At 73.8% G+C, this 19267-nt stretch carries 19 protein-coding genes; 13 read left to right on the forward strand and 6 right to left on the reverse strand.

The window, feature by feature from the left end:
- The first annotated feature begins 17 nt into the window (after positions 1–17).
- Both IE332_RS32150 and IE332_RS32155 read left to right on the forward strand, forming a co-directional pair.
- On the forward strand, positions 18–1766 hold the full coding sequence (locus IE332_RS32150; protein WP_189923359.1) for a serine/threonine-protein kinase: 1749 nt from the start codon (positions 18–20) through the stop codon (positions 1764–1766).
- 142 nt (positions 1767–1908) lie between these two features.
- Complete coding sequence (locus IE332_RS32155; protein ID WP_229929085.1) at positions 1909–3576, forward strand: immunity 49 family protein; 1668 nt, start codon at positions 1909–1911, stop codon at positions 3574–3576.
- 121 nt (positions 3577–3697) lie between these two features.
- Here the strand turns inward: IE332_RS32155 and IE332_RS32160 are convergent, their stop codons facing one another.
- Both IE332_RS32160 and IE332_RS32165 read right to left on the reverse strand, forming a co-directional pair.
- Positions 3698–4846 (reverse strand): nucleotide disphospho-sugar-binding domain-containing protein, encoded by a 1149-nt coding sequence (locus IE332_RS32160; RefSeq protein ID WP_189923361.1) that lies wholly within the window; start codon positions 4844–4846, stop codon positions 3698–3700.
- A 439-nt stretch (positions 4847–5285) separates the two neighbouring features.
- Positions 5286–5918: a CGNR zinc finger domain-containing protein gene (locus IE332_RS32165; protein ID WP_189923372.1), complete on the reverse strand. Its 633-nt coding sequence runs from the start codon at positions 5916–5918 to the stop codon at positions 5286–5288.
- A 134-nt stretch (positions 5919–6052) separates the two neighbouring features.
- On the opposite strand from IE332_RS32165, the gene IE332_RS32170 reads away from it, so the two are divergent.
- The 4 genes from IE332_RS32170 to IE332_RS32185 all read left to right on the forward strand — a co-directional run bounded on the left by IE332_RS32170 (position 6053) and on the right by IE332_RS32185 (position 9646).
- Positions 6053–7120: an alcohol dehydrogenase catalytic domain-containing protein gene (locus IE332_RS32170; RefSeq protein WP_189923374.1), complete on the forward strand. Its 1068-nt coding sequence runs from the start codon at positions 6053–6055 to the stop codon at positions 7118–7120.
- A gap of 112 nt (positions 7121–7232) precedes the next feature.
- Positions 7233–8234 (forward strand): alpha/beta hydrolase, encoded by a 1002-nt coding sequence (locus IE332_RS32175; RefSeq protein ID WP_189923376.1) that lies wholly within the window; start codon positions 7233–7235, stop codon positions 8232–8234.
- Positions 8235–8284: 50 nt separating this feature from the next.
- Positions 8285–8635, forward strand: coding sequence for a hypothetical protein (locus IE332_RS32180; RefSeq protein ID WP_189923378.1), 351 nt, complete (start codon positions 8285–8287; stop codon positions 8633–8635).
- A 417-nt stretch (positions 8636–9052) separates the two neighbouring features.
- On the forward strand, positions 9053–9646 hold the full coding sequence (locus IE332_RS32185; protein WP_189923380.1) for a DUF6461 domain-containing protein: 594 nt from the start codon (positions 9053–9055) through the stop codon (positions 9644–9646).
- Between the two features lie 40 nt (positions 9647–9686).
- Here the strand turns inward: IE332_RS32185 and IE332_RS42280 are convergent, their stop codons facing one another.
- On the reverse strand, positions 9687–10148 hold the full coding sequence (locus tag IE332_RS42280; protein ID WP_308437637.1) for an alpha/beta hydrolase family protein: 462 nt from the start codon (positions 10146–10148) through the stop codon (positions 9687–9689).
- Positions 10149–10284: 136 nt separating this feature from the next.
- The gene (locus IE332_RS32195; protein WP_189923384.1) at positions 10285–10893 is read right to left on the reverse strand and encodes a hypothetical protein; all 609 of its coding nucleotides are present in this window, start codon (positions 10891–10893) and stop codon (positions 10285–10287) included.
- Positions 10894–11383: 490 nt separating this feature from the next.
- On the opposite strand from IE332_RS32195, the gene IE332_RS32200 reads away from it, so the two are divergent.
- The 3 genes from IE332_RS32200 to IE332_RS32210 all read left to right on the forward strand — a co-directional run bounded on the left by IE332_RS32200 (position 11384) and on the right by IE332_RS32210 (position 13369).
- Positions 11384–12373, forward strand: coding sequence for a DUF2278 family protein (locus tag IE332_RS32200; protein WP_189923386.1), 990 nt, complete (start codon positions 11384–11386; stop codon positions 12371–12373).
- A gap of 252 nt (positions 12374–12625) precedes the next feature.
- Positions 12626–12850: a hypothetical protein gene (locus tag IE332_RS32205; RefSeq protein ID WP_189923388.1), complete on the forward strand. Its 225-nt coding sequence runs from the start codon at positions 12626–12628 to the stop codon at positions 12848–12850.
- Between the two features lie 81 nt (positions 12851–12931).
- Positions 12932–13369 carry a hypothetical protein gene (locus IE332_RS32210; protein ID WP_189923390.1) on the forward strand — a complete coding sequence of 146 codons (438 nt, stop codon included), beginning with the start codon at positions 12932–12934 and terminating at the stop codon, positions 13367–13369.
- Positions 13370–13462: 93 nt separating this feature from the next.
- On the opposite strand, the gene IE332_RS32215 is transcribed toward IE332_RS32210, so the two are convergent.
- Together IE332_RS32215 and IE332_RS32220 are read right to left on the reverse strand one after the other, a co-directional pair.
- Positions 13463–13873, reverse strand: a complete 411-nt coding sequence (locus IE332_RS32215; RefSeq protein WP_189923391.1) for a hypothetical protein — start codon at positions 13871–13873, stop codon at positions 13463–13465.
- Between the two features lie 223 nt (positions 13874–14096).
- Positions 14097–14480, reverse strand: a complete 384-nt coding sequence (locus IE332_RS32220; RefSeq protein WP_189923393.1) for a winged helix-turn-helix transcriptional regulator — start codon at positions 14478–14480, stop codon at positions 14097–14099.
- Positions 14481–14577: 97 nt separating this feature from the next.
- Between IE332_RS32220 and IE332_RS32225 the strand changes: the two genes are divergently transcribed.
- The 4 genes from IE332_RS32225 (at position 14578) to IE332_RS32240 (ending at position 19177) form a co-directional block, all read left to right on the forward strand.
- Positions 14578–15504, forward strand: a complete 927-nt coding sequence (locus IE332_RS32225) for an NADP-dependent oxidoreductase (protein ID WP_189923395.1) — start codon at positions 14578–14580, stop codon at positions 15502–15504.
- Between the two features lie 138 nt (positions 15505–15642).
- Positions 15643–16284, forward strand: a complete 642-nt coding sequence (locus tag IE332_RS32230) for a MerR family transcriptional regulator (protein WP_189923397.1) — start codon at positions 15643–15645, stop codon at positions 16282–16284.
- The gene (locus tag IE332_RS32235) at positions 16284–18485 is read left to right on the forward strand and encodes a hypothetical protein (RefSeq protein WP_189923398.1); all 2202 of its coding nucleotides are present in this window, start codon (positions 16284–16286) and stop codon (positions 18483–18485) included. Before IE332_RS32230 ends, IE332_RS32235 begins: the two co-directional genes overlap by 1 nt.
- Positions 18482–19177 carry a helix-turn-helix domain containing protein gene (locus IE332_RS32240; protein WP_189923400.1) on the forward strand — a complete coding sequence of 232 codons (696 nt, stop codon included), beginning with the start codon at positions 18482–18484 and terminating at the stop codon, positions 19175–19177. Before IE332_RS32235 ends, IE332_RS32240 begins: the two co-directional genes overlap by 4 nt.
- The last annotated feature ends 90 nt before the right edge of the window (positions 19178–19267 follow it).

Consider the following 19267-nt stretch of genomic DNA (forward strand, 5'->3'; position numbering starts at 1 on the left):
GGGGGAGTGGTGCGGCGATGCAGCCGTTGCTGGCCGAGGATCCGTCGGTCATCGGGTCGTACCGGCTGCTGGGGCGGCTGGGCGCGGGCGGGATGGGCTGCGTCTACCTGGGGCGGACGGCCGGGGGCCGGACCGTCGCGGTGAAGGTCGTGCGGCCGGAGCTGGCGGCGGACGCCGAGTTCCGGGCCCGGTTCCGGCGCGAGGTGGCGGCGGCGCGGCGGGTCGGGAGCGAGTGGACGGCGCCGGTGCTCGATTCGGACACCGAATCGCCCGAGCCCTGGGTGGCCACCGGCTACGTCGCCGGGCCCTCGCTGGCCGAGGCGGTGGCACAGTTCGGACCGCTGTCCGAGCACGGGGTGCGGGCGCTGGCGGCCGGGCTCGCGGAGGCGCTGGAGGCCATCCACGGGCTGGGGCTGATCCACCGTGACCTCAAACCGTCGAACGTGATGCTGTCGCCGGACGGCCCGGTGCTGATCGACTTCGGGATCGCGCGGGCGATGGACAGCCTCGCCACGTCCTCGCTCACCAGCACCGGGGTCGTGGTGGGATCGCCGGGGTACATGTCGCCGGAGCAGGTCCAGGACCGGCCGCTCGGTCCTGCCTCGGACGTGTTCCAGCTCGGCGCGGTGCTGGCGTTCGCGGCCACCGGACGGTCGCCGTTCGGCGCGGACAGCGCGGCCGCCCTGCTCTACAAGGTGGCGCACGGCGAGCCGGAGCTGAGCGGCCTGCGGGGCGAGCCGCGAGCGGTGGCGCAGGCCTGCCTGGCCAAGGACCCGGCCGCCCGGCCCGGCCCGCGGGAGGTCGCGGCCAGGCTCGCCCCCGGCGGGGCCGCCGAGCTGGTCGCGGCCGGCTGGCTCGCCGCGCCGCTGATGGCGCAGATCAGCCGCAGGACGGTGGAACTGCTCAACCTGGACGCGGCACCGGAGCGGACGGAGGACCCGGCACAGGCCCCGCCGGTGCCTGAGCCGGAGCCGGTGCCGACGAGGACGGTGCTGACGAGGACGGAAGCGACAGCGGAGCCGGTGCCGGAGCCGGTGCCGGATCCGAAGACGACGGTGCTGGTGCCGGAGCCCGCGCCCGCCCCGACGCGGGGCAAGCGCGGCAACGCGCTGGTCGCCGCCGCCGCGGTCGTGCTGGCCGCGGCGGCGGTCACGGCGGCCGCGCTGCTGCACCCCGGCGCGGGGAAGGCCGCTTCGGGGCGGGCCGTCCCGGGGAACAGCCCGTCCGTCCCCGCGGTCACGCCGACTGCCCCGATCGCGGCGGCGACCGCCCCGAGCACCGCGGCGACCCCCGGCCGGCCGGTGCCCGCCGAGTGCCGGAACATCGACACCGGAAAGCTGGAGCAGCTCTTCGGCAAGGGGACGCGCGCGCCCGAGGGGAGCACCAAGTCCTACGGTGCCGGTACCGCGAACGCGTTCTCCTCGCAGTCCTGCACCCTCTGGTTCGCCGGCGGTGCCAGGGCCAGTACCTACGTCGGCTTCGAGACCCTGACCTTCGGGACTCCCGAGCAGGCCCGGCAGTTCTACGCGGACTGGGAGAAGAGCGACACCGGGACGGCGTCCAGGCCGCCCGTCGCGCTCGGCGAGAAGGCCTTCCAGTCGACGAAGGACGACACCGCCCTGTCCGAACGGGACTACCGCCTGGCCACGGTCACCGCCAACCGGGTCGTCAGGGCGTACGTCCCGCACGACACGGGTTTCCGGGACGACGCCGTGGCCGCCACGACCAGTGACGTGATGAAGGAGCTGCTCACCGGTCTGCAGTAGCCCGTACGCCCCGTACGCCCCGTACGCCCCGTACGCCCCGTCCGTCCTGGCCGCCCCCCGCCTGCCCCGACCACCCCGCGGGCCCCGATGTCCGACCCACTGCCTAGGCTGGGGCCAGGCCGATGACCAAGGGGGCAGGACTGTGCGGATCGAACGTCACCAGGTGGACGGGGCGCGGGTGGCGAAGGCCCGCGAGGACTTCGTGAACCGGATCGGGAGGCAGGTCCACTCCTACTCCCGCGCCGGTCTGATGACCACCACCGAGTGGCAGCTGATCACCGACTCCTTCCTCGACTACCTCGGGGCCCTCTCCACCACCCGGCCCGACCTGGACTGCGCCGAGGCCAAGGCCGTCCTCAAGGACGCCGCCGAGGCCGCCGCCGGCGCCGTCTCCTTCGCCGCCTACCACCCGCACGACAGCTTCCACGTCTTCCTCGACTACCCGAACTTCGGGATGAGCTACGACCCCGAGTACGGGCAGGAGCGCGACCCCCGCAACCGGGTCACCGCCGGGGACTGGCTCGACGCCTTCTGCCTCGCGATCCTCTCCGACAAGGTCCCCGCCCACGGTGAGGCCTTCTGCTGGGCCCGGCAGCTGATGCCCGACGGGCCGGTCACCTCCACCCTCGAACTCGCCGACGGCTTCGGGGCCCACTTCTTCGAGGAGGAGGAATTCCCCACGGCCTCCGCCGCCGAACCGCAGCCCGGCCTGCGCGCGCTGCGCGCCCTCACCGACGGGGACCGCGAGGCCTTCGACGCCGCGCTGCTCGCGCTCCTCCAGGACGGCCCGCACGGCACCGGACCGGCCAGCCTCCTGCCGCTGGTCCCGATCGCGCTCGCCGCCCTCGCGTACCGCACCCACGGCTGGTCCCCGGCGGTCGACACCGACTACCTCCCGCACGCCCTGGTCACCGGCTTCGAGGCCCCCGGCCCGCGCGTCCGCGGCCTCGGCCGCGACCCGCGCCCCGACGCCGTGGCCCGGCTCGCCGCCGGGCCCGTCGACCTCGACCGGACGAGCCCGGCCCGGCCGCTCAGCCCGGACAGCGAGGCCCGGTTCGAGCGGCGCACCCTGGAGGCCCTCACACCGAAGGAGGGCGAGCCGCTGGACGCCTGGGAGCTCACCTGCGCCCTGCGCTACCAGACCTACCTCCTCGCGGCGCGCGCCTCGGAGTCCTCCGACGCCACCGACGCCCAGCTCGCCAACCTGCGGCTCGGCTCCCGGCTGGGGGCCGCCGTGTACCGGGCCGCCCTCGCCGAGCCGGGCACCGAGGCCGAGGCGACGATCGACGGCCGGACGCTGCGCTTCCCCGCCAGCCGGGACACGGACTTCGGCCCGGCCTTCTGGGAGACGGCCCTCTCCTACGCGCTGATCACCGGCAGCTCCGAGGACCTCGAACCGCTCCTCCTGGCCGGCCCCACGATCGCCGCCGAGGACCGCTCGCCGTTCGCCGCCCCGTACCGCACCGCCCTGCACGACCACCTCCGCGGCGCCGACCCGCGCCCGGCCACCGAGCGGGCCCTGAAGGAGGTGGAACGCATCGGGGACCGGATCTTCCTCCCGCCCCCGGTCGTCCTCTTCTCGCAGCTCGTCGAGGGCGACGAGACCAGCTTCAACCTCGCCCTGCTGGACGCCCTGGAAGCCCACCGCGACCACCACTCCGTCGCCGACCGCGCCACCGACACCGAGGCCCCGCTCAACCTCGGCATCCTCGCCCTCGCCTGCCACGCCCGCCGCACCCGCGGCTGGACCGTCCACGTCCGCTCGCCCTACCTCCCGCCGCGCCTGCTGGAGGCGGCCCGGCCCGCGTGACGCACCGGGTCCGCGTGACGCCGCCGGGGCCGTGTGACGCCGCCGGGCCCGCGTGATGCCGCCGGGCCCGCCTGACGCGCCGTCCGCACGGTCCGGCCGCGTCCACCCGTCCTCGTACCGGCTACCGGAGCGTCACCCGGTCCGTGCCCACGCCGGGAGAGGCCAGCGATTCGAAGTCCGCCACCAGGTCGGCGGGGGACGGGAGGGCGTCGATCTCGGCCTTCACGGCCGTGGCCGACTTCCGCAGGCCGTCGTCCGTGACCAGCCGGTCGAGCAGGGCGGTGTCGACGGCGTCCAGGCTGGAGGTCAGTGCGAAGCCGTTGGCCCGGCCGGCGGTGGCGTTGGCGAAGTTGTCGGCGCCCTGGGGGAGGATCAGCTGGGGGACGCCCAGCGCCGCCGCGGTCAGCATGCTCCCCGAGCCGCCGTGGTGGACGACGCCGTCGCTGGCCTGGAGCAGCTGGCTCAGCGGCACCCACGGCAGCGGCCGGACGTTGCCGGGCAGCGTACCGAGCGGCGTGAGGTCCTCGTCGCCGACGGCGAGCAGGACCTCGGCGTCGAGCGCCCCGGCCTGCTCGATCAGCCGGGAGACGGGCGCGATGCCCTCCCACTCGGTGAACACCGTGCCCAGCGTCACCGCGATCCGCGGCTTGGGGCCGCGCCCGACCAGGTCGGCGGGGATCGTCCCGCCGCCGTTGTACGGCACGTACCGCACCCGCCAGCCCCCGCCATCCCCGCCGAGCGAAGCCGGCACGACGTCCACGACGGCGGCCGGCGCGGTCGCCTCGACCCCGTGCGCGCGGTAGTCGGCGGCGAGCAGCCGGCGCAGGCGGGCGGCCACCCCGCCCGAGGTCACCCCGAAGTTGTGCGCCACGGCGGGTATGCCGAGCTTGGCGGCCACCAGCGGCGCGGCGCCCTGGAAGGACTCGTGCACGACGACGTCCGGCCGCCAGTCCCGCGCGACCTTCAGCAGCCCGTCGACGGTCGACCGGCCGAACTCGGCGAAACCGAGGGCGCCCAGTTCGTTGGTCTCCTCCTCCGTCCGCTCCGCGTCGGCGAAACGGACGTCCTCCGGCAGGGCCCGGGCGAAGGCCTCCCTGAGGGTGCCGCCGTCGCCGACCTCGACGACGGGCAGTCCGGTGTTGCGCAGGACCGCGACCGGCTCCTGGCCGGCGAACAGGACGTCGTGCCCGGCCGCCCGCAGGGCCAGGGCGGTGGGTATCACGGGAAAGATGTGGCCGACCGCCCCGGGGGCGGTGAACAGGACTCGCACAGTGGTCCTCCTGATGCGGATGGGTGTGCTCGGTTGGTCGGGGGACCCGGCCCTCCGTCCACCGGTCTCCGCCGGGTACGGGACGTCCCGCGCGCCGGGAGCCGTGCCGCGCGCGGGAGGGCCGGGTCCACCTCGATGTCGGCTGTGGCCACGTCGCCCCTGGTGAGCCGGTGACCGCCCCCCGACGGCCACTGTGCGCAAGAGCCTGTCATCGCCCACCCTGACCAGGCACTTGTGCTTTCTGACAGATCTTCACCGCGGGGACGGCCGGCTTTCCTTTTGCTCGACCCGGGCCGCGTCCCTTGAAATGCCGTCGTGTCTGTGTTCCAACGGTCGTGGGGTGGGCGGAAGTTACCCGGCCTGAGGGCGCCGCGACCGGTCCGGCAGGGAGACAGACAAGCGGGCAGGTGGACAGGGGTGGAGCGGTCGGGGCGCCCGGTCAGGCGCCGTCGCCGGGGGCTTGCAGCCTCGCCCGGTAGGCGCGCTTCTTGACGAGGGCGCCGCAGGTCTTCATCGAGCACCAGCGGCGGGCGCCCGCGCGGGAGGTGTCGACGAAGGGGACGCCGCAGTCGGGGTTCCCGCAGAGGCGGACGCGGCTGCGGTGCTCCGACGCGCAGAGGGCGATCAGGTCCCGGGCGACCATCGAGAGCACCGCCGCGATCGAGTCGCCGTGCCAGCGCACGGTGGCCGCGTCGGGGGCGAGTTCGGGCATCGAGGGCGGCTCGGCGGCGGCGCGGTTGACGAGTGCGATGTCCGCGGGGGAGGGCGGGACGGCGTCCGCCAGGGCGCGGCCGGTGCGCTGGATCGCCTCGCGCAGGTGCCTGGCGTGGTCCAGGTCGGCTTCGGCGCAGGGCGGCGCGGCCGTCGTGCAGGCGCTCTGCACGGCCCAGCGGCTCAAGTCCTCGGGCCGGGCCAGCCGTTCGAAGGGCGTGCCGGTGCCGCGGTCGGCCAGGGTGCCGGCGAAGGCGAAGCACAGCCGGGCGTCGTCGAAGCGGAAGTCGGCCTTGGCGCGCTGACGCCCCTCGCGGCCGCCGTCCTTGCCGTTCGTGTCTTCTGCTGCGCCGTCTTCCATGTCCACCACTTTATGCGGTTGACATGATTCCGGGCAAACGGCTAGCTTCCAGGTCCACCGCTTGAACCGGTGGACTTTGAGCGGGCAGTCCCCGCTTCCCGCAACGTCTCTCCGCAGCACGAGGAGGCCGCGCCATGCGCGCCGCAGTCATCGAGGAACTCCACAAGCCGCTCGTCCTCCGCGACGTGCCCGAACCCGCCTGCCCGCCGGACGGCGCGATCGTGCGCGTCGGGGCGAACGGCATCTGCCGGACCGACTGGGCCCTGTGGGCCGGGCAGTTCTGGACGGGCGGACCGCGGGTCGAGGCCCCGTTCGTCCTCGGCCACGAGTTCGCCGGCACCGTCGTGGAGGTCGGCCGCGAGGTGCGGGGGTGGAAGGAGGGCGACCGCGTCATCTTCCCGATGAACCCCGGCGAGGGCTCGTGCGAGATGTGCCGCAGCGGCAACCAGCACGTCTGCGAGCACGTGGACGCGCTCGTGCCCGGGGTCTCCTACTGGGGCGCCTTCGCCGAGTACGTCATGGTCCGCTTCGCCGACGTCAACCTGGTCGAAGTGCCGGAGGGCGTCGGCTTCGTGGACGTCGCCGCGCTGGCCTGCCGCTACATGACGGCCTTCCACGGGATCGTCGACCAGGCGCGGGTCCGCGGCGGCGAATGGGTCGCGGTGTACGGCGCCGGCGGCGGCATGGGCCTGTCGACGGTGGAGATCGCCGCGGCGACCGGCGCCAACGTCATCGCGATCGACATCACCCAGGACAAACTGGACGCCGCCCGCGCGCTCGGCGCCGTCCACACCGTCGACGCGGCCGCGACCGACCCCGCCGAGGCCGTGAAGGACCTCACCGGCGGCGGCGCGCACGTGTCGGTCGACGCCGTGGGCATCGCCGCCGCCTGCCGCAACTCCGTACTCTCCCTGCGCACCCGCGGCCGCCACCTCCAACTCGGGCACACCACCGCCGCCGAGCAGGGGGACGTCCCGCTGCCGGTCGACGTCATGATGGTCAAGGAGCTGGAGTTCCTGAGCGCCTTCGGCATGCAGGGCCAGCGCTTCGGCACGATGCTGAACATGATCGCCGCCGGCCGCCTCAGCCCCGGCCGCATCGTCTCGCGCACCGTCGGCCTCCACGAGGCGAGCGAGGTCCTGGAGTCCCTGGAGACGTACGGGCCCACCGGCGTCGTCGTCATCGACGCCTTCCGCCCCTGAACCGTCCGAACCGGTTCGACCCGTCGGACCGTCCGAACCGGTTCGACCCGTCGGACCGTCCGAACCGTCTCCCCTGAGAGCAGGCACACCCATGCCCGATTCCCGCCGACCCATGGACCAGGAACTGAGCCTGGCCCTCGACGCGGTCCCCATGACCCCCAACGGCGCGTTCGACCTGACCGACCTCGCCGCGACGCGCGCGGCCTTCCGCGCCCAGGCCGAATCCGCCGCCGACAGCCAGCCTGCCGACCCGTCGGTCGCCATCGAGGAACACCTCGTGAGCCGGACGGACGGCCCCGACGTACCGGTCCGCCTGCTGCGGCCCACGGCCGCGCCCGGGCCGCTGCCGGTGCTGCTCTGGTTCCACGGCGGCGGGCAGGTCCTCGGCTTCGCCGCCCAGGACGACCCCTGGCTCACCCGGCTGAGCGCGACCCTCGGCTGCGCCGTCGCCGCGGTCGACTACCGGCTCGCCCCGGAGACACCCGCCCCCGGCGCCGCCGAGGACGGCTTCACCGCCTACCGGTGGCTCGGCCGCGAGGCGGACGCCCTGGGCCTGGACGGCACCCGCATCGGCATCGCCGGCCAGAGCGGCGGCGGAGGCATCGCGGCGGCCACCGCCCTCCTGGTCCGCGACCGCGGCGGCGCGCAGCCCCTGTTCCAGTCACTGACGTATCCCATGCTCGACGACCGCAACCGGACCGCGTCGAGCCACGAGATCACCGACATCGGCATCTGGGACCGCTCGACCAACCTCCTGGCCTGGCAGGCGATCCTGGGCGAGCGCGCCGGCACCGACGACGTCTGCCCGTACGCGGCCCCCGCCCGCGCCGCCGACCTCGGCTCCCTGCCGCCCACCTTCATCACCGTCGGCGACCTCGACTGCTTCCGGGACGAGGACCTCGACTACGCCACCCGCCTGCGCGCCCAGGGCGTCCCGGTCGAACTCCACCTCTACCCCGGCGCCTACCACGCCTTCGACCTCATCGCCCCCGGCTCACGGCTGGCCGCCACCTTCCACCGGACCTGGACCGACTACCTCGCCCGCCAGTTCCACACCGCACCGCACCCCGGCGGGGCCCTTCACAAGGGCCGATTTCTCGCCCGGAACGGGTGAGTTGGTTCGTTCCGTACCCGCCGGGTCCCGTTGTGGTGGATGATCGCGACGTGAGTACGTGGTGGGAGACGCGCCGCAGCGTCCGGCTGGCGGAACTGGCATACGCGCTGGAGTTCTTCGGCGCCGACCCGGTGGAGGACCCCGGTGTCGGCGAACTCGCCCACGCCGCCCAGGCCCTGGCCGGGGAGTACCGCGCCAGCGACCGGGGCCAGGCGATACACCGCGCCGGCGACCTGCTGGACCAGGCCGCCACCGCCCTCCACGCCGCCGACCGCCTGCGCGGCACCCCGATCCCCGTCGTCAACCACCACCTGCGCCACGCCGCCACGTCCCTGGCCCACGCCCACGCCTGCCTGCGCGCCCGGGCCCTCCCCCCCGCCGAACCGGTCCCGCCCGCCTGATCCACCGCGCCCACGCCGTCAGCGCGCGTCGGCTGCGGGGGCCGGGGGTTCCGCCTCACCCGGGATGGTGCGGGCCCGTGGCCTGCGCTTGAGTACGGGTACTCAGGCGCTGCTCCGGGCCCCGCGCCTACGGTGATGGGACGGGAGTCAGGACGGAGGGGCGGAGTGTTCGACAAGGGCTTGGCGAAGGGCTGCCTGGGGGGCGTGCTGGGTCTCGTCGGCCTGGCCGGGGGCGTGTTCCTGCTCCACCTGGTCGCGTGGTGGTTGATCAGTTTCGAGTAAGCGCACCCGTCCAAGCCCGGAGCCGGGCGCTCGCTTTCCGTGCCGGAGCGGGAGACGGCTTGTCGGTGCTGGTGCCTAGAGTGGCCGCGGATGCGTAGTGATCATCACCTGCGGGTGGGGGAAGGGGTCTGTGCCATGGGTGACGGTATTCAGTGGCTGTTGGACCACGACGACTGGTGCCACAGCGTCTTCTTCGGCCGTGGCCTCGCGCCGGAGGAGCTCGCCCTGCGGATGGGCGGTGTGCCGGGGTCCGTCGGGTCGCCGATCACGGGTGCGGAGGCCTGGCGCGTCGTCATGGACGACGGGACGGACGACGAGGATCTGGTGCGCGTCGGTGCGTACGGGGAGTGGTCCTTCGCCCTGGAGTACGGGATTCCCACCGGGGCGGAGCGGTTGGCGGACATCTCGCGGGGCGGGGTGGAGGTCGTCCGGCTGGATCCTCAGCCCGACCATCCGCCGAAGCAGTTCGCCTACGCCAGGGACGGGGTGGAGATATGTTCCTTCGGTCTCGGCGAGGAGGTCTGGCGGTGGGGCCAGCAGCCGGACTTCCTGCTGGCCGATCTGGTGCGGGCCGGTGTGCTCCTCCCGGACGGCGAGTCCGCCCGCTCGGACGAGGAGGGCCTCGGGGACGAGGAGCGCGCCACCCTGGGGATGCTCGAGTCCCGGTTCGGCCTCGCCCTGCCCCGCGACGTGGAGGAACGGCCTCTTCCGGCCTTCGTGATCCGGTGACCACCCGCTCCTGAGGCCGTCGGGCCGCCACCGGCTCCCGCTACTTCAGCAGGAAGTCGTACACCGCCTGCCGCCCGGCCGGGTTCGCCGCCCGGTTCTGCACCGAGTGCGCCGCCCCGGGCACGATCACGATCTTCGGGTCGTGCGCCAACTCGGCCTGCTCGTACAGCACTTCGTACGGCGTGGCCAGGTCCCGGTCGCCGCCGAGCAGCAGCACCGGCACCTTGGGCAGCTTGCGGTGCGCCGGCGGGGCCGGTGGCACCGGTTCGCGCGGCCAGTCCAGGCAGACCAGCAGGCTGCCGAGCCCGGTCGCGGTGGCGGCGTCGTACGGCCAGGTCTGCTCGGTGGTCAGCCGCTGCCGGGTGCGCTCCAGTGCCGCCGCCCGGCCCGCGACCGGGGTGTCGGTGGTGCCCCACGGGAAGCGGGAGTCGGCGCAGACGGTGGCGGAGTGCAGACCCTGGCTGAGCTCCTCGGCCGGGGAACGAACCGTCAGGACCCGGATGGCCCCGTCCGCCCGCCGCGCCGGATCGCCACCGCCTGGGTGCGCACGCGAAGGAACGGCCGGCCGGTACCGTGACCGACCGGCCGTTCCGGCCTCGGGCGGGCATCGCCCGGCCCTCGCTCAGCCCGGCTGGGGATCAGCCCATCGTGCAGGCGAGCTGCGCCTTCACCGCGTTGCGGAGGTCCTCCTGGGCGCGGCAGTCGGCGTTGTAGACGTCCTCCCACTTGGGGCTGATGACGTGGGCGTTCACGATCTCGGTGATGATGTTGACGTTCCCCTGGGCGACGATGGTGTTGTGGGCCACCGTCACCTGTGACGTCGGCGCCGTCTGGGCGCCGATGACGCCGCCCTCGCCGTAGATCAGGTTGGTGATCTTGGTGTAGACGGTGACCTCCTTGCCCTGGATGTTGTTGCCGACGATGGCAACCGTCCAGTCCTTGTAGTTGCGCTGCCAGGCGTAGTTGGTCCTCTGGTTCAGGGCGGACACGGCGGCGTACCCGAGCTTGGCGACCCAGTAGTGCTTGATCAGCGGGCGCCCGCCCGGGTGGTCCCGGGGGTGCACCGGCTCGCCCGACTGCACGTCGCCGTACAGGTCCTGGTTCCCGCTGCTCAGGCGGTCGGCCGCCGAGCTCGGCTGGGGCGCCGCGCCGGCCGGCGCGGCGACGGCGCCGCTGACGGCGAGGGCCGCCGCCCCGGCGACCACGGCCGTCTTCCACTTTCCGGCGAAACGCAGACTGGATGCCATCCTGGTACTCCTCGATCCCGCATGTCGACAAACACGGGCGCACCCTCGCGCCCGCCACCGGGGAACACCCGGCACCCCGACTCTCGCCGACCCGCACCCGGGCACACATCAGTCATTTGACGGCGAGACATGACGTACGGCCCGTCCCGCCGTTGCCGCGATCCGGCTCCAGCTCCGGCTCTCCGGCTCCGGCTTCGCCCGTGATCAACCCCGGGCACCGGTACGAGCGGATCACGCGGTTCCCCTCCCCGGATCGGCTCCGCCGACCGTGCCGGACCTGCCGGACCTGCCGGGGCTCGCCTCCGGCCCATCCGCGCTCCGCTTTCGGGCCGGTGTCCGGGGGCGGCGGCGCGGCCCGGGCGCGTTCGGCGTGCGGTCGGGCGGCAGGCGGGTGAACCCCGCGTGGTTCTCCGTCCCTCCCGGCGGCCGATCGGCGATAACGGGAGGCAGCCCGGGCCGCCGCCCGCGTGTTCAGCCGAGAGGATGACAGATGCCCCTGATCAACTACGGTGTGCTCGCCGCCAGAGTCGTCGAGAGCAAGCGCGAGGCAGGGAACTCGACGCCGCACTACCAGATCCACGTGCGCGACGACGGCGGCGTCGACTACCGGATCGCCGTGAACGTCAGGTCCCAGGGCACGCCGCCGAACCTGCTGTACGCCGCCATCGACGACTTCCACCATCCGCTGACGCAGCTGCTCCCGCCGACCGGCAGCGGCTGGCACCCGGAGCCGTCCCGGCCCGGCACGGTCAGCCTCGACTTCATCCGCGGGAACCTCTTCGACCCGGCCACCATGCGTGTCCTCCCGCCCGACGTTCCAGGCCTCGACAACGACCTGGAGGACCTCCTCGACCACTACGTCCAGCGGGCCATCGCCGACCAGAGCATCGGCCTGTACGTCTTCGGCCAGCGCTGGCCCACCGACGCCAGTGACAAGGTGTTCGGCTTCCACCCCGGAAACGGCGTCCACGACATCCACATGAACCAGGGCAACGACGCGGGGCACGCCGGCGACGACGGGGTCTGGCAGGACGGCGGCCTGCTGCTGCACGTGGCCCCGGAGAACCGCTGGGTCGCGATCTTCCTGGCCTTCCAGTCCCAGGCCTGGCACACCGACGACACCACCGGCCACGCCCTCGCCCCCACCCGGCCCACCACCCCGCACCAGGAGCCGGTACGGATCTCGGCCGCGCTGGTCAACCCGCTCGCCCCGGCGACCGGGACGGTGACCGTGGTCAACACCTCGGCCGCGCCGATCAACCTCCAGGGCTGGCACCTCACCGACCAGCAGAACCTGCTCCCGCTGCCCGACACCGAGCTCCAGCCGGGCGCCTCCGCCACCCTCCCGGTCGCGAACGGCTTCCGACTGGGCGAGGACGGCGGCGTGATCACCCTCCTCGACCCGGCCGGCCTCAAGGTGCACGGCGTCGCCTACACCGGGAGGCAGGCGTCCGCCCCGGGCCAGACCCTCACGTTCTGAGGGCGCGCGGAGGCGCCCGGTGAGCGCGCGGGCAGCGGTTCCGGGCCGCTGACCGCCGTGCGGCAGTTCGGCGGCGCGGTCGGGCCCTCCGCGCGTACGACAGCCGGTTCGCAGCCCGAGGCCCCAGGCTCGGGCTGCGCGAGCACGATGCGGACTGTGGTCGAAAGCCTACGGAGTGAGATCCCGGAGGTTCGACCCTCGAATCATGCGGGTACATACCGATTGATTCGACAGCTACCCGAGGGGGCGGACATGGCCACTGTGATCGTTCTGCTCGCGGGCCTCGCCGTCTTGGTGACCGGCCTCGCGGTCCACCTGCACCGGCGGTCCGGCAGCCGGACCGAGACCGTCGAGGGGTTGCGGGCCGAGCAGGAGCTGAGGGCCCGACTGCAGGCCGCCCGCTCCTCCTACAGCTCGATCGCCATGCACAGCACCCACGGCCTGACCGTCGACGACCTGGAGAGGTACCGCAAGTAGGGCCCGCCGCCGCCCCGTAGTAGCGGAAGGCGCGGCCGATCGTTCCTCCGGGGAAGGCGTTCCCGTCCTGATGGAGGATCCGTGCCGAAGTTGCCCACCGCCCTCGCCGCCGCGCTCCTCAGCGCCGCCGTCGTGGTGCCCGCCGTCGTGGTGCCCGCCGTTCCCGCCCGTGCGGCCGCGACCACGCCCGAGGCCCAGGTGAACACCTTCTTCCGGGAGTACCGCCGGGCCGTCCTCGACACGAAGGACCGGTCGCCCGCCGAGGTCCGCGCCCACTACCTGACACCGGACCTGAACAAGCGGCTCGACGCCTGGGCCCAGGCGAACGACGCCGACCCGGTGTTCCGCGCCCAGAACGTGCCGCGTGACTGGTCCACCCGCTACGAGGGCAGCGGCGCCGGCCACACCACGATCGTCCTCACGGAGCGCTGGGGCGGCGGACAGTCGCAGGACGTCTGGCACTCGGTGGACCTGGGCACCCTCGTGATCAGCGACCTGGAGGACCTGCCGGCGCAGTGACCATCCTGCGCGGCACTCCTGCTCCGGCGGGTCCTCCAGGTCCGGCAGGTCCGGCGGGTCCGGGACCGGGGGCGGATCGTCCGCCGGAGGGCCTCAGCTCTTGACGTACCACGGGGTGACGAACCCCTTGTGGGTGCGGTCGCGGGACCAGGTCGTCACGCCGTCGGAGCCGAGGGCGTTGATGGTGAAGTTGAGGTCGTTGAGCTTCTTGGTGAACGTCACCTTGCCGGTGAAGTAGCCGCCCAGGGAGTTCCAGCCGCTGTTGGTGGTGCGGAACCAGACGGCGTGGTCGGTGCCGATCACGAAGTCCACCCAGTCGCCGCTGTTCAGCGGCCAGAGGCTCTCGCCGTCGCCGTAGGCGCCGCCGCAGTAGAAGCTGCCGTTGTCGAAGCCGTGCGTGCTGGTGCAGACCCGGGGGAGGTCGCCGGCCTGCGCGGGGGTGGCGGTCAGGACAGCGGTGGCGAGCAGGGTGAGGGTGGCGAGTGCGGCTGCGGGCTTGTTCATGGATACCTCGGGGGGGGGCGGGGCGGGCAGGGGACGGCCGGGCCGTGGCGGAAGGCCGGCGGTCGTTCACGCCAGGGCTTCGGCCCCATCCTCGCGCAGCTGCCGACTCATGATCAATCTGGTCCGGTGAGAGTCATCTCTCCTCGCCCACAAGGGAGTTGTCCGGTTCCCGGGTGAACCTTCCGCCCGCATCGGCCGTTGAGGGCCCCAGCCGCTGTGGCCGCTACGGCCGACCCGGTTCGGGAGCGGCGTCGAGCGCGTCGAGCGCGTCGAGGACCGCGTCGCCGTTCGCCCGCGCCCACTCGGTCAGCATGTGGATCGGATCGATCAGCGTCGCCCCGAGCGGGGTGAGTTCGTACTCGACGCGGGGCGGCACCTCGGGGTAGGCGTGGCGGCGGACGAGTCCGTGGGCCTCGAGCCGTCGGAGGGTCTGGGTGAGCACCTTGCGGGAGATGCCGCCGATCAGCTCGACCAGCTCGCCGTGGCGCACCGGGCCCTTGCTGAGGCCGTAGAGCACGACCGCCGTCCACTTGTCGGAGATCAGCTCGACCGTCAGACGCGCCGGGCAGTCGGAGAGAAAGGGATCGCCGGGACCGAATCCGCTCATGGCGCCTACGGTACCTGCCGGTTCCTGTCGGGAACCTAGCGTGGATTCTCTCCTTCCCTTCCGATCCCTTCCGATCCCTTCCCGAGTCAGGAGAGTCATGCGAGTCATCACCCAGCAGTCGCTCGGCGGTCCCGAGGTGCTCACCGTCGTGGACGCGCCCGAGCCCCGGCCCCTGCCGAGCGAGGTCCTCGTCCGTGTCAAGGCGATCGGGCTGAACCCGCTGGAAGCGCGTCTGCGCGCCGGCGAGTTCCCGCTGCTCGGCCGGCCGCCGTTCGTCCTCGGCTGGGACGTCAGCGGAGTGGTCGAGCAGGCGCAGACGTGGCGGTTCAGGCCCGGTGACGAGGTGTTCGGGATGCCGCTGTTCCCGCGGGCGGCGAGCGCGTACGCCGAGCTCGTGTCGGCGCCCGCGTTGCACCTGGTCCGCAAGCCGGCGTCGCTGTCGCACGTCGAGGCGTCGGCGCTGCCGGTCGTCGGGCTGACGGCGTGGCAGGGCCTGGTCGACCTCGGCGGCGTGACCGAGGGCGACCGCGTCCTGGTCCACGGCGGTGGCGGCGGGGTCGGCCACGTCGCGATCCAGATCGCGAAGGCGCTCGGCGCGCACGTGATCGCGACCGCCAGCGGGGGCAAGCGGACGTTCGTCGAGGGGCTCGGCGCCGACGAGGTGATCGACTACACGGCGGTCGACTTCACCGAGGCGGTCCGCGACATCGACGTCGTGCTCGACACGATCGGCGGCGACACCGTCGAGCGGTCGCTCGACGTGCTCCGCCCCGGCGGTCACCTGGTGACGGCGGTCGCGGAGGAGGACACGGAGCTCATCGCCAGGTACGAGGCGGCCGGCATGCGCTTCAGCGGCATCGGGGTCGACCCCGATCCGGTCGCCCTGCGAGGTCTCGTCGAACTCGTCGAACAGGGCAGGCTCCGGGTCCACGTGCAGGAGACGTTCCCGTTCGAGCGCGTCGCCGACGCGCACCGGCTGCTCGACGGCGGTCACCTCCAGGGCAAGCTCGTCCTCACCGTCTGATCCCGTCGTGGGGCCTCGCGCGAGCGGGGCCCCGGCGGGACCCGCGCGTCATGACGACGGATGTGACGGATGTGTCGTCGGGAGGCGTAGAGTCGCCCTAGCGTTTCCAGTCAGCTGAATAGGCGTGGAGGTCTGGGTGTGTTCGTGACGACCGGGCAGGCCGGGACGGCTCTGGGGTGCTCGATCCCGACGGTGAAGAAGCTGATGGCCACCGGCGTGGTCCCCGGCGTGCGCGAGACCGGGCGTCAGGTGTTCCCGCTGGCCGCTCTCCAGCGGTTGCAGGCCCGTCCCGCCGTCGACCTGACCGTGCTCGGCACGGCCGAGGTGGCGGTGCTGCGCTCGGACGCCCCCGCGAAGGTGGACGAGCCGGACCGGGAGTGGATCGGCTTCGGCACCGCGCTGGGCCGGGCGCAGCTTCTGGCCGCGCTGTCCGGCTGGTGGCGGTGCGACCCGGCGCGGGTCGCGGCCGGCGGGGTGCTGCCGGTGACGGTGGCCGGGTTCGTCGTCGCGGTGCTGACCGGCCTGGATGAGTGGGAGGCCGACGGCACTGTCGGCACCGCGGGGCGCTACCGCTTCCCGAGGGCCCGGCTGGCCGGCTACCTGACCGACCTCACCGTCCCGGCGAACGCCGCCGGCCCGGCCGACCCGGAGGACGCGCGCCTGGCGGGCCTGCTGCTCGGCACCCGCCTGGCGTCGGTGTCCGGCGGCCCGATCGCCTACGTCACCACCCGTCCGACCACCGCCGACCAGCCCGCCGCCGACGGGGGAGTGACCCGCTGATGGACCGCAAGACGTACACCGCCGAGCTCGCCGGTCTGCGCGAGCTGCGCACCGGGATCACGGCCGCGGAGAAGGCGGTCGCGGCCGCGCAGAAGGAGCTGGACAAGCTCACCGGCCAGCGTGCGCGCCGGGTGGCCGGGCTCGCGGGGTACGAGGGCGCGCAGGCGGCGGCGGTCGCGAAGGCCTCCGGGCTGTCGGTGGGTGACGTGGTGCGGATCGCGCCGCTGCTGGACCCGACCCCGGCCGCCGTCCGCGCCGCGAAGGCCGACGACCAGGCCGCCGGCGCGTCCGTCCCGGCGCCCGTGGCCGAGCCGGTCGCCGAGCCCGCCGCCGCGGTGGCCCCGGCACTGACCCGCCCCGCCGTCGCCGTCGCTGTCGTCGAGCGGCCCGCCCCGGCCGCTCCCGTCGCCGCTGCTCCGTCCGTGGAGTCCTCGGCTTCGGTCGCTCCGGTCGCTCCAGTCGCTGCGGTCGCTGCCCCGGTGCGTCCGGTGGTCGAGGTCGGTCCGCGGGAGCTGCCCGCCCTCCCCGAGGGGTCGGCGGGCGCGCGGTTCGAGGCCGTGACGACCGGTCTGGTCTCCAAGCGCCCCAACTTCACGCAGCAGGCCCGCTCGACGGTGTTCCTGGACGCGACGGCCGGGACGCTCGCGGTCCGCGACCAGGTCGTCCGGGTCGACCTCGGCGCCCGCACCCCCGGGGAGATCCTGGACGCCGTCCTGGCGACCGCGCCCGGCACCGAGCGGATCTACATCACCGCCGGTGCCCCCTGGCACGACGGCGCCGAGCGCTACTCCACGCTCAAGGACGCCGTCGCGGCCTGGCTGAACACCCCGTCCGAGCGGTGGACCACCGCCGTCGGCTCGGGCCGGGACAAGCTCGCCGGGCACTTCGTCCACCAGCGCCAGCCCGTCGGCCGCTACGCCCCCGCCGCCTCCCCGGACGGCGGCAGCACCGAGATCCGCTCGATGGGGGAGTGGTTCGATCCGGACGGCGCCGACGTCGTGACCTGCCGTCAGGCGTTCACGCTGCTGTGGCAGGCGCTGCGCCGGCACTGGGACGACGCGGTGCTGATGGGTTCGCCGTCGCAGACGGGGCGGGACCTGTGGTCGCGCACCATCCCGACCAGCGGCAAGTGGGCCGGGGGCTACCCGGTCCTGTCGGAGGAGCTGCGCGGGCTGCTGCACGCGACCGGCGGCCAGGGACGGACCGAGCTGGTCCTGCCGCCCCGGGTGCCGGAGCAGCTGCCCGCCCTGGTGGAGTACGACCGCACCTTCGCGTACGCGAAGCACCTGTGGAAGTCGCCGGTCGGCACGCCCCGGCGGATCACCGCGCAGGCGTTCGCGGCGATGAGCGAGCAGGAGCAGACGAAGGCGCTGATGTCCTGCTCGCACTGGAACGTGCGCGTCACCGTCCCGGCCGGGTGGCAGCACGTCGGCCTGCTGCCGGCGCCGGTGACCGGGGACCGGGCCTGGGTCTACCCGGCCACACCGGGCGCCACCTTCGTGACGTGGGCGGGTGGCGCGGAGGTCCACCTCGTGCTGTCCAACCACCTGATGCCGTGGAAGGTCGAGATCCTGGGCGGCCTGCTGTGGGAGGACGGCAAGCCGCTCGACGAGTGGGGCAAGCGCCTCAAGGCCGCCTGGGCGGACCTGACCAACCTCTCCCGCGTCCACGGCGACGAGCGCCAGCGCACCGCCGCCTACCTCGCCTCCCGCGCGGTCCGGTCGGTGCTGCTGTTCGGCCTGGGCGGGTTCGCGCAGCGCCCGCGCCTGGTCTCCGGCACCACCCCGGTCGGCGAGACCCTCCCGGCCGGGGTGGAGATCCTCGGCCAGGACGGCGAGGTGGTCACCTGGCAGCGGCAGGCCGGCTTCTCCCGCGACCCGTACGCGCACCCGGAGTGGGCCGCGTACGTGTGGTCGGGAGCCCGGGCGGCGCTGCTGGACATGAAGTACCGCCAGGGCAAGGAGGTCATCGGCCACGCCGGTGCCCTGCACGCCAGGCCCGGCACGGTCGTCTACTTCGGCACCGACGGCATCGCCCTGACCGAGCGCCAGCCCTGGCCGTACCGGGGCGAGCCGGGCGACTACCTGCTCAAGGGCCACCTGAGCGGGCCGGTGGAGCACCCGGCCAGCCAGGAGCAGTACCTGAAGCTGCGCGCCCTGGGCCGCGCCGAACTCGCCGCGAACGGAGCTGAGAAGCAGTGAGCCCGGCCGACCCGAACGAGGCCGCCCGCCTCACCCAGCAGCTGATCGACCAGGGCTTCACCAAGCGCCAGGTCGCCAGGATGCTCGGCCGCGACGCCTCGCTGGTGAGCCAGTTCTTCACCAAGGGCAAGGGCGCGAGCATGGTCAACGCGCTGCGCCAGCTGGTCCGCGCGGTGCGCGGCGGTGAGCGGGACGAGGAGGCGCTGTCCGGGATCGCCGAGGCGAACACCAGCCGCCGCCGTACGAAGACCGGGCAGAAGGCCCGGGTCCGCGGCAAGGACACCGTCGGCGAGGCGGGTGGGTCGATGGCCGGCCGCGCCGGGAAGCAGGCCATCAAGTCCGGTGCGAGCCACCTCGCCCCGGTCGTGCACGAGACCGGCCAGGCCGGCGGCCGCCTCGCCTTCACCGTCCGGATGCGCGCGGACCAGTACACCTACTCTCCCGGGTCGGAGCAGGACTCCGGCGGCATCCGGCGCGGCTACATCGTCCGCGCCGACGGCACCGAGGAGCGCACCTACGGCTCCGCGTCCACGGGCGGGTTCGACGCCGCCGAGTGGTCCCAGCGGGTCGCCGACCACCACGGCGACGTCACCGAGGCGATGCGGGCCTGGCTGGTGGAGACCGGCCGCGCCGTCGAGGACGCCGACATCGCCTACCTGGAAGTCCGCGGCTGGATCCCCGAGAGGCAGTAGAGCCCGGGGGCCCTGCGACCGGGCGCTTCAGTCGGCCGGTGAGCGGTCGAGTCGACCAGTCGAGCAACACGTGACGTGGAGAGAGGGCGG

The sequence above is a fragment of the Kitasatospora xanthocidica genome (genome assembly GCF_014656195.1).
Classification (GTDB): Bacteria; Actinomycetota; Actinomycetes; order Streptomycetales; family Streptomycetaceae; genus Kitasatospora; species Kitasatospora xanthocidica.

Coding starts and splice junctions, on each gene's coding strand:
- IE332_RS32150 (WP_189923359.1), top strand. CDS start 18: ATGCAGCCGTTGCTGGCCGAGGATCCGTCGGTCATCGGGTCGTACCGG.
- IE332_RS32165 (WP_189923372.1), bottom strand. CDS start 5,918: ATGGAAGACGGCGCAGCAGAAGACACGAACGGCAAGGACGGCGGCCGC.
- IE332_RS32170 (WP_189923374.1), top strand. CDS start 6,053: ATGCGCGCCGCAGTCATCGAGGAACTCCACAAGCCGCTCGTCCTCCGC.
- IE332_RS32175 (WP_189923376.1), top strand. CDS start 7,233: ATGGACCAGGAACTGAGCCTGGCCCTCGACGCGGTCCCCATGACCCCC.
- IE332_RS32185 (WP_189923380.1), top strand. CDS start 9,053: ATGGGTGACGGTATTCAGTGGCTGTTGGACCACGACGACTGGTGCCAC.
- IE332_RS32195 (WP_189923384.1), bottom strand. CDS start 10,893: ATGGCATCCAGTCTGCGTTTCGCCGGAAAGTGGAAGACGGCCGTGGTC.
- IE332_RS32200 (WP_189923386.1), top strand. CDS start 11,384: ATGCCCCTGATCAACTACGGTGTGCTCGCCGCCAGAGTCGTCGAGAGC.
- IE332_RS32205 (WP_189923388.1), top strand. CDS start 12,626: ATGGCCACTGTGATCGTTCTGCTCGCGGGCCTCGCCGTCTTGGTGACC.
- IE332_RS32215 (WP_189923391.1), bottom strand. CDS start 13,873: ATGAACAAGCCCGCAGCCGCACTCGCCACCCTCACCCTGCTCGCCACC.
- IE332_RS32220 (WP_189923393.1), bottom strand. CDS start 14,480: ATGAGCGGATTCGGTCCCGGCGATCCCTTTCTCTCCGACTGCCCGGCG.
- IE332_RS32225 (WP_189923395.1), top strand. CDS start 14,578: ATGCGAGTCATCACCCAGCAGTCGCTCGGCGGTCCCGAGGTGCTCACC.
- IE332_RS32235 (WP_189923398.1), top strand. CDS start 16,284: ATGGACCGCAAGACGTACACCGCCGAGCTCGCCGGTCTGCGCGAGCTG.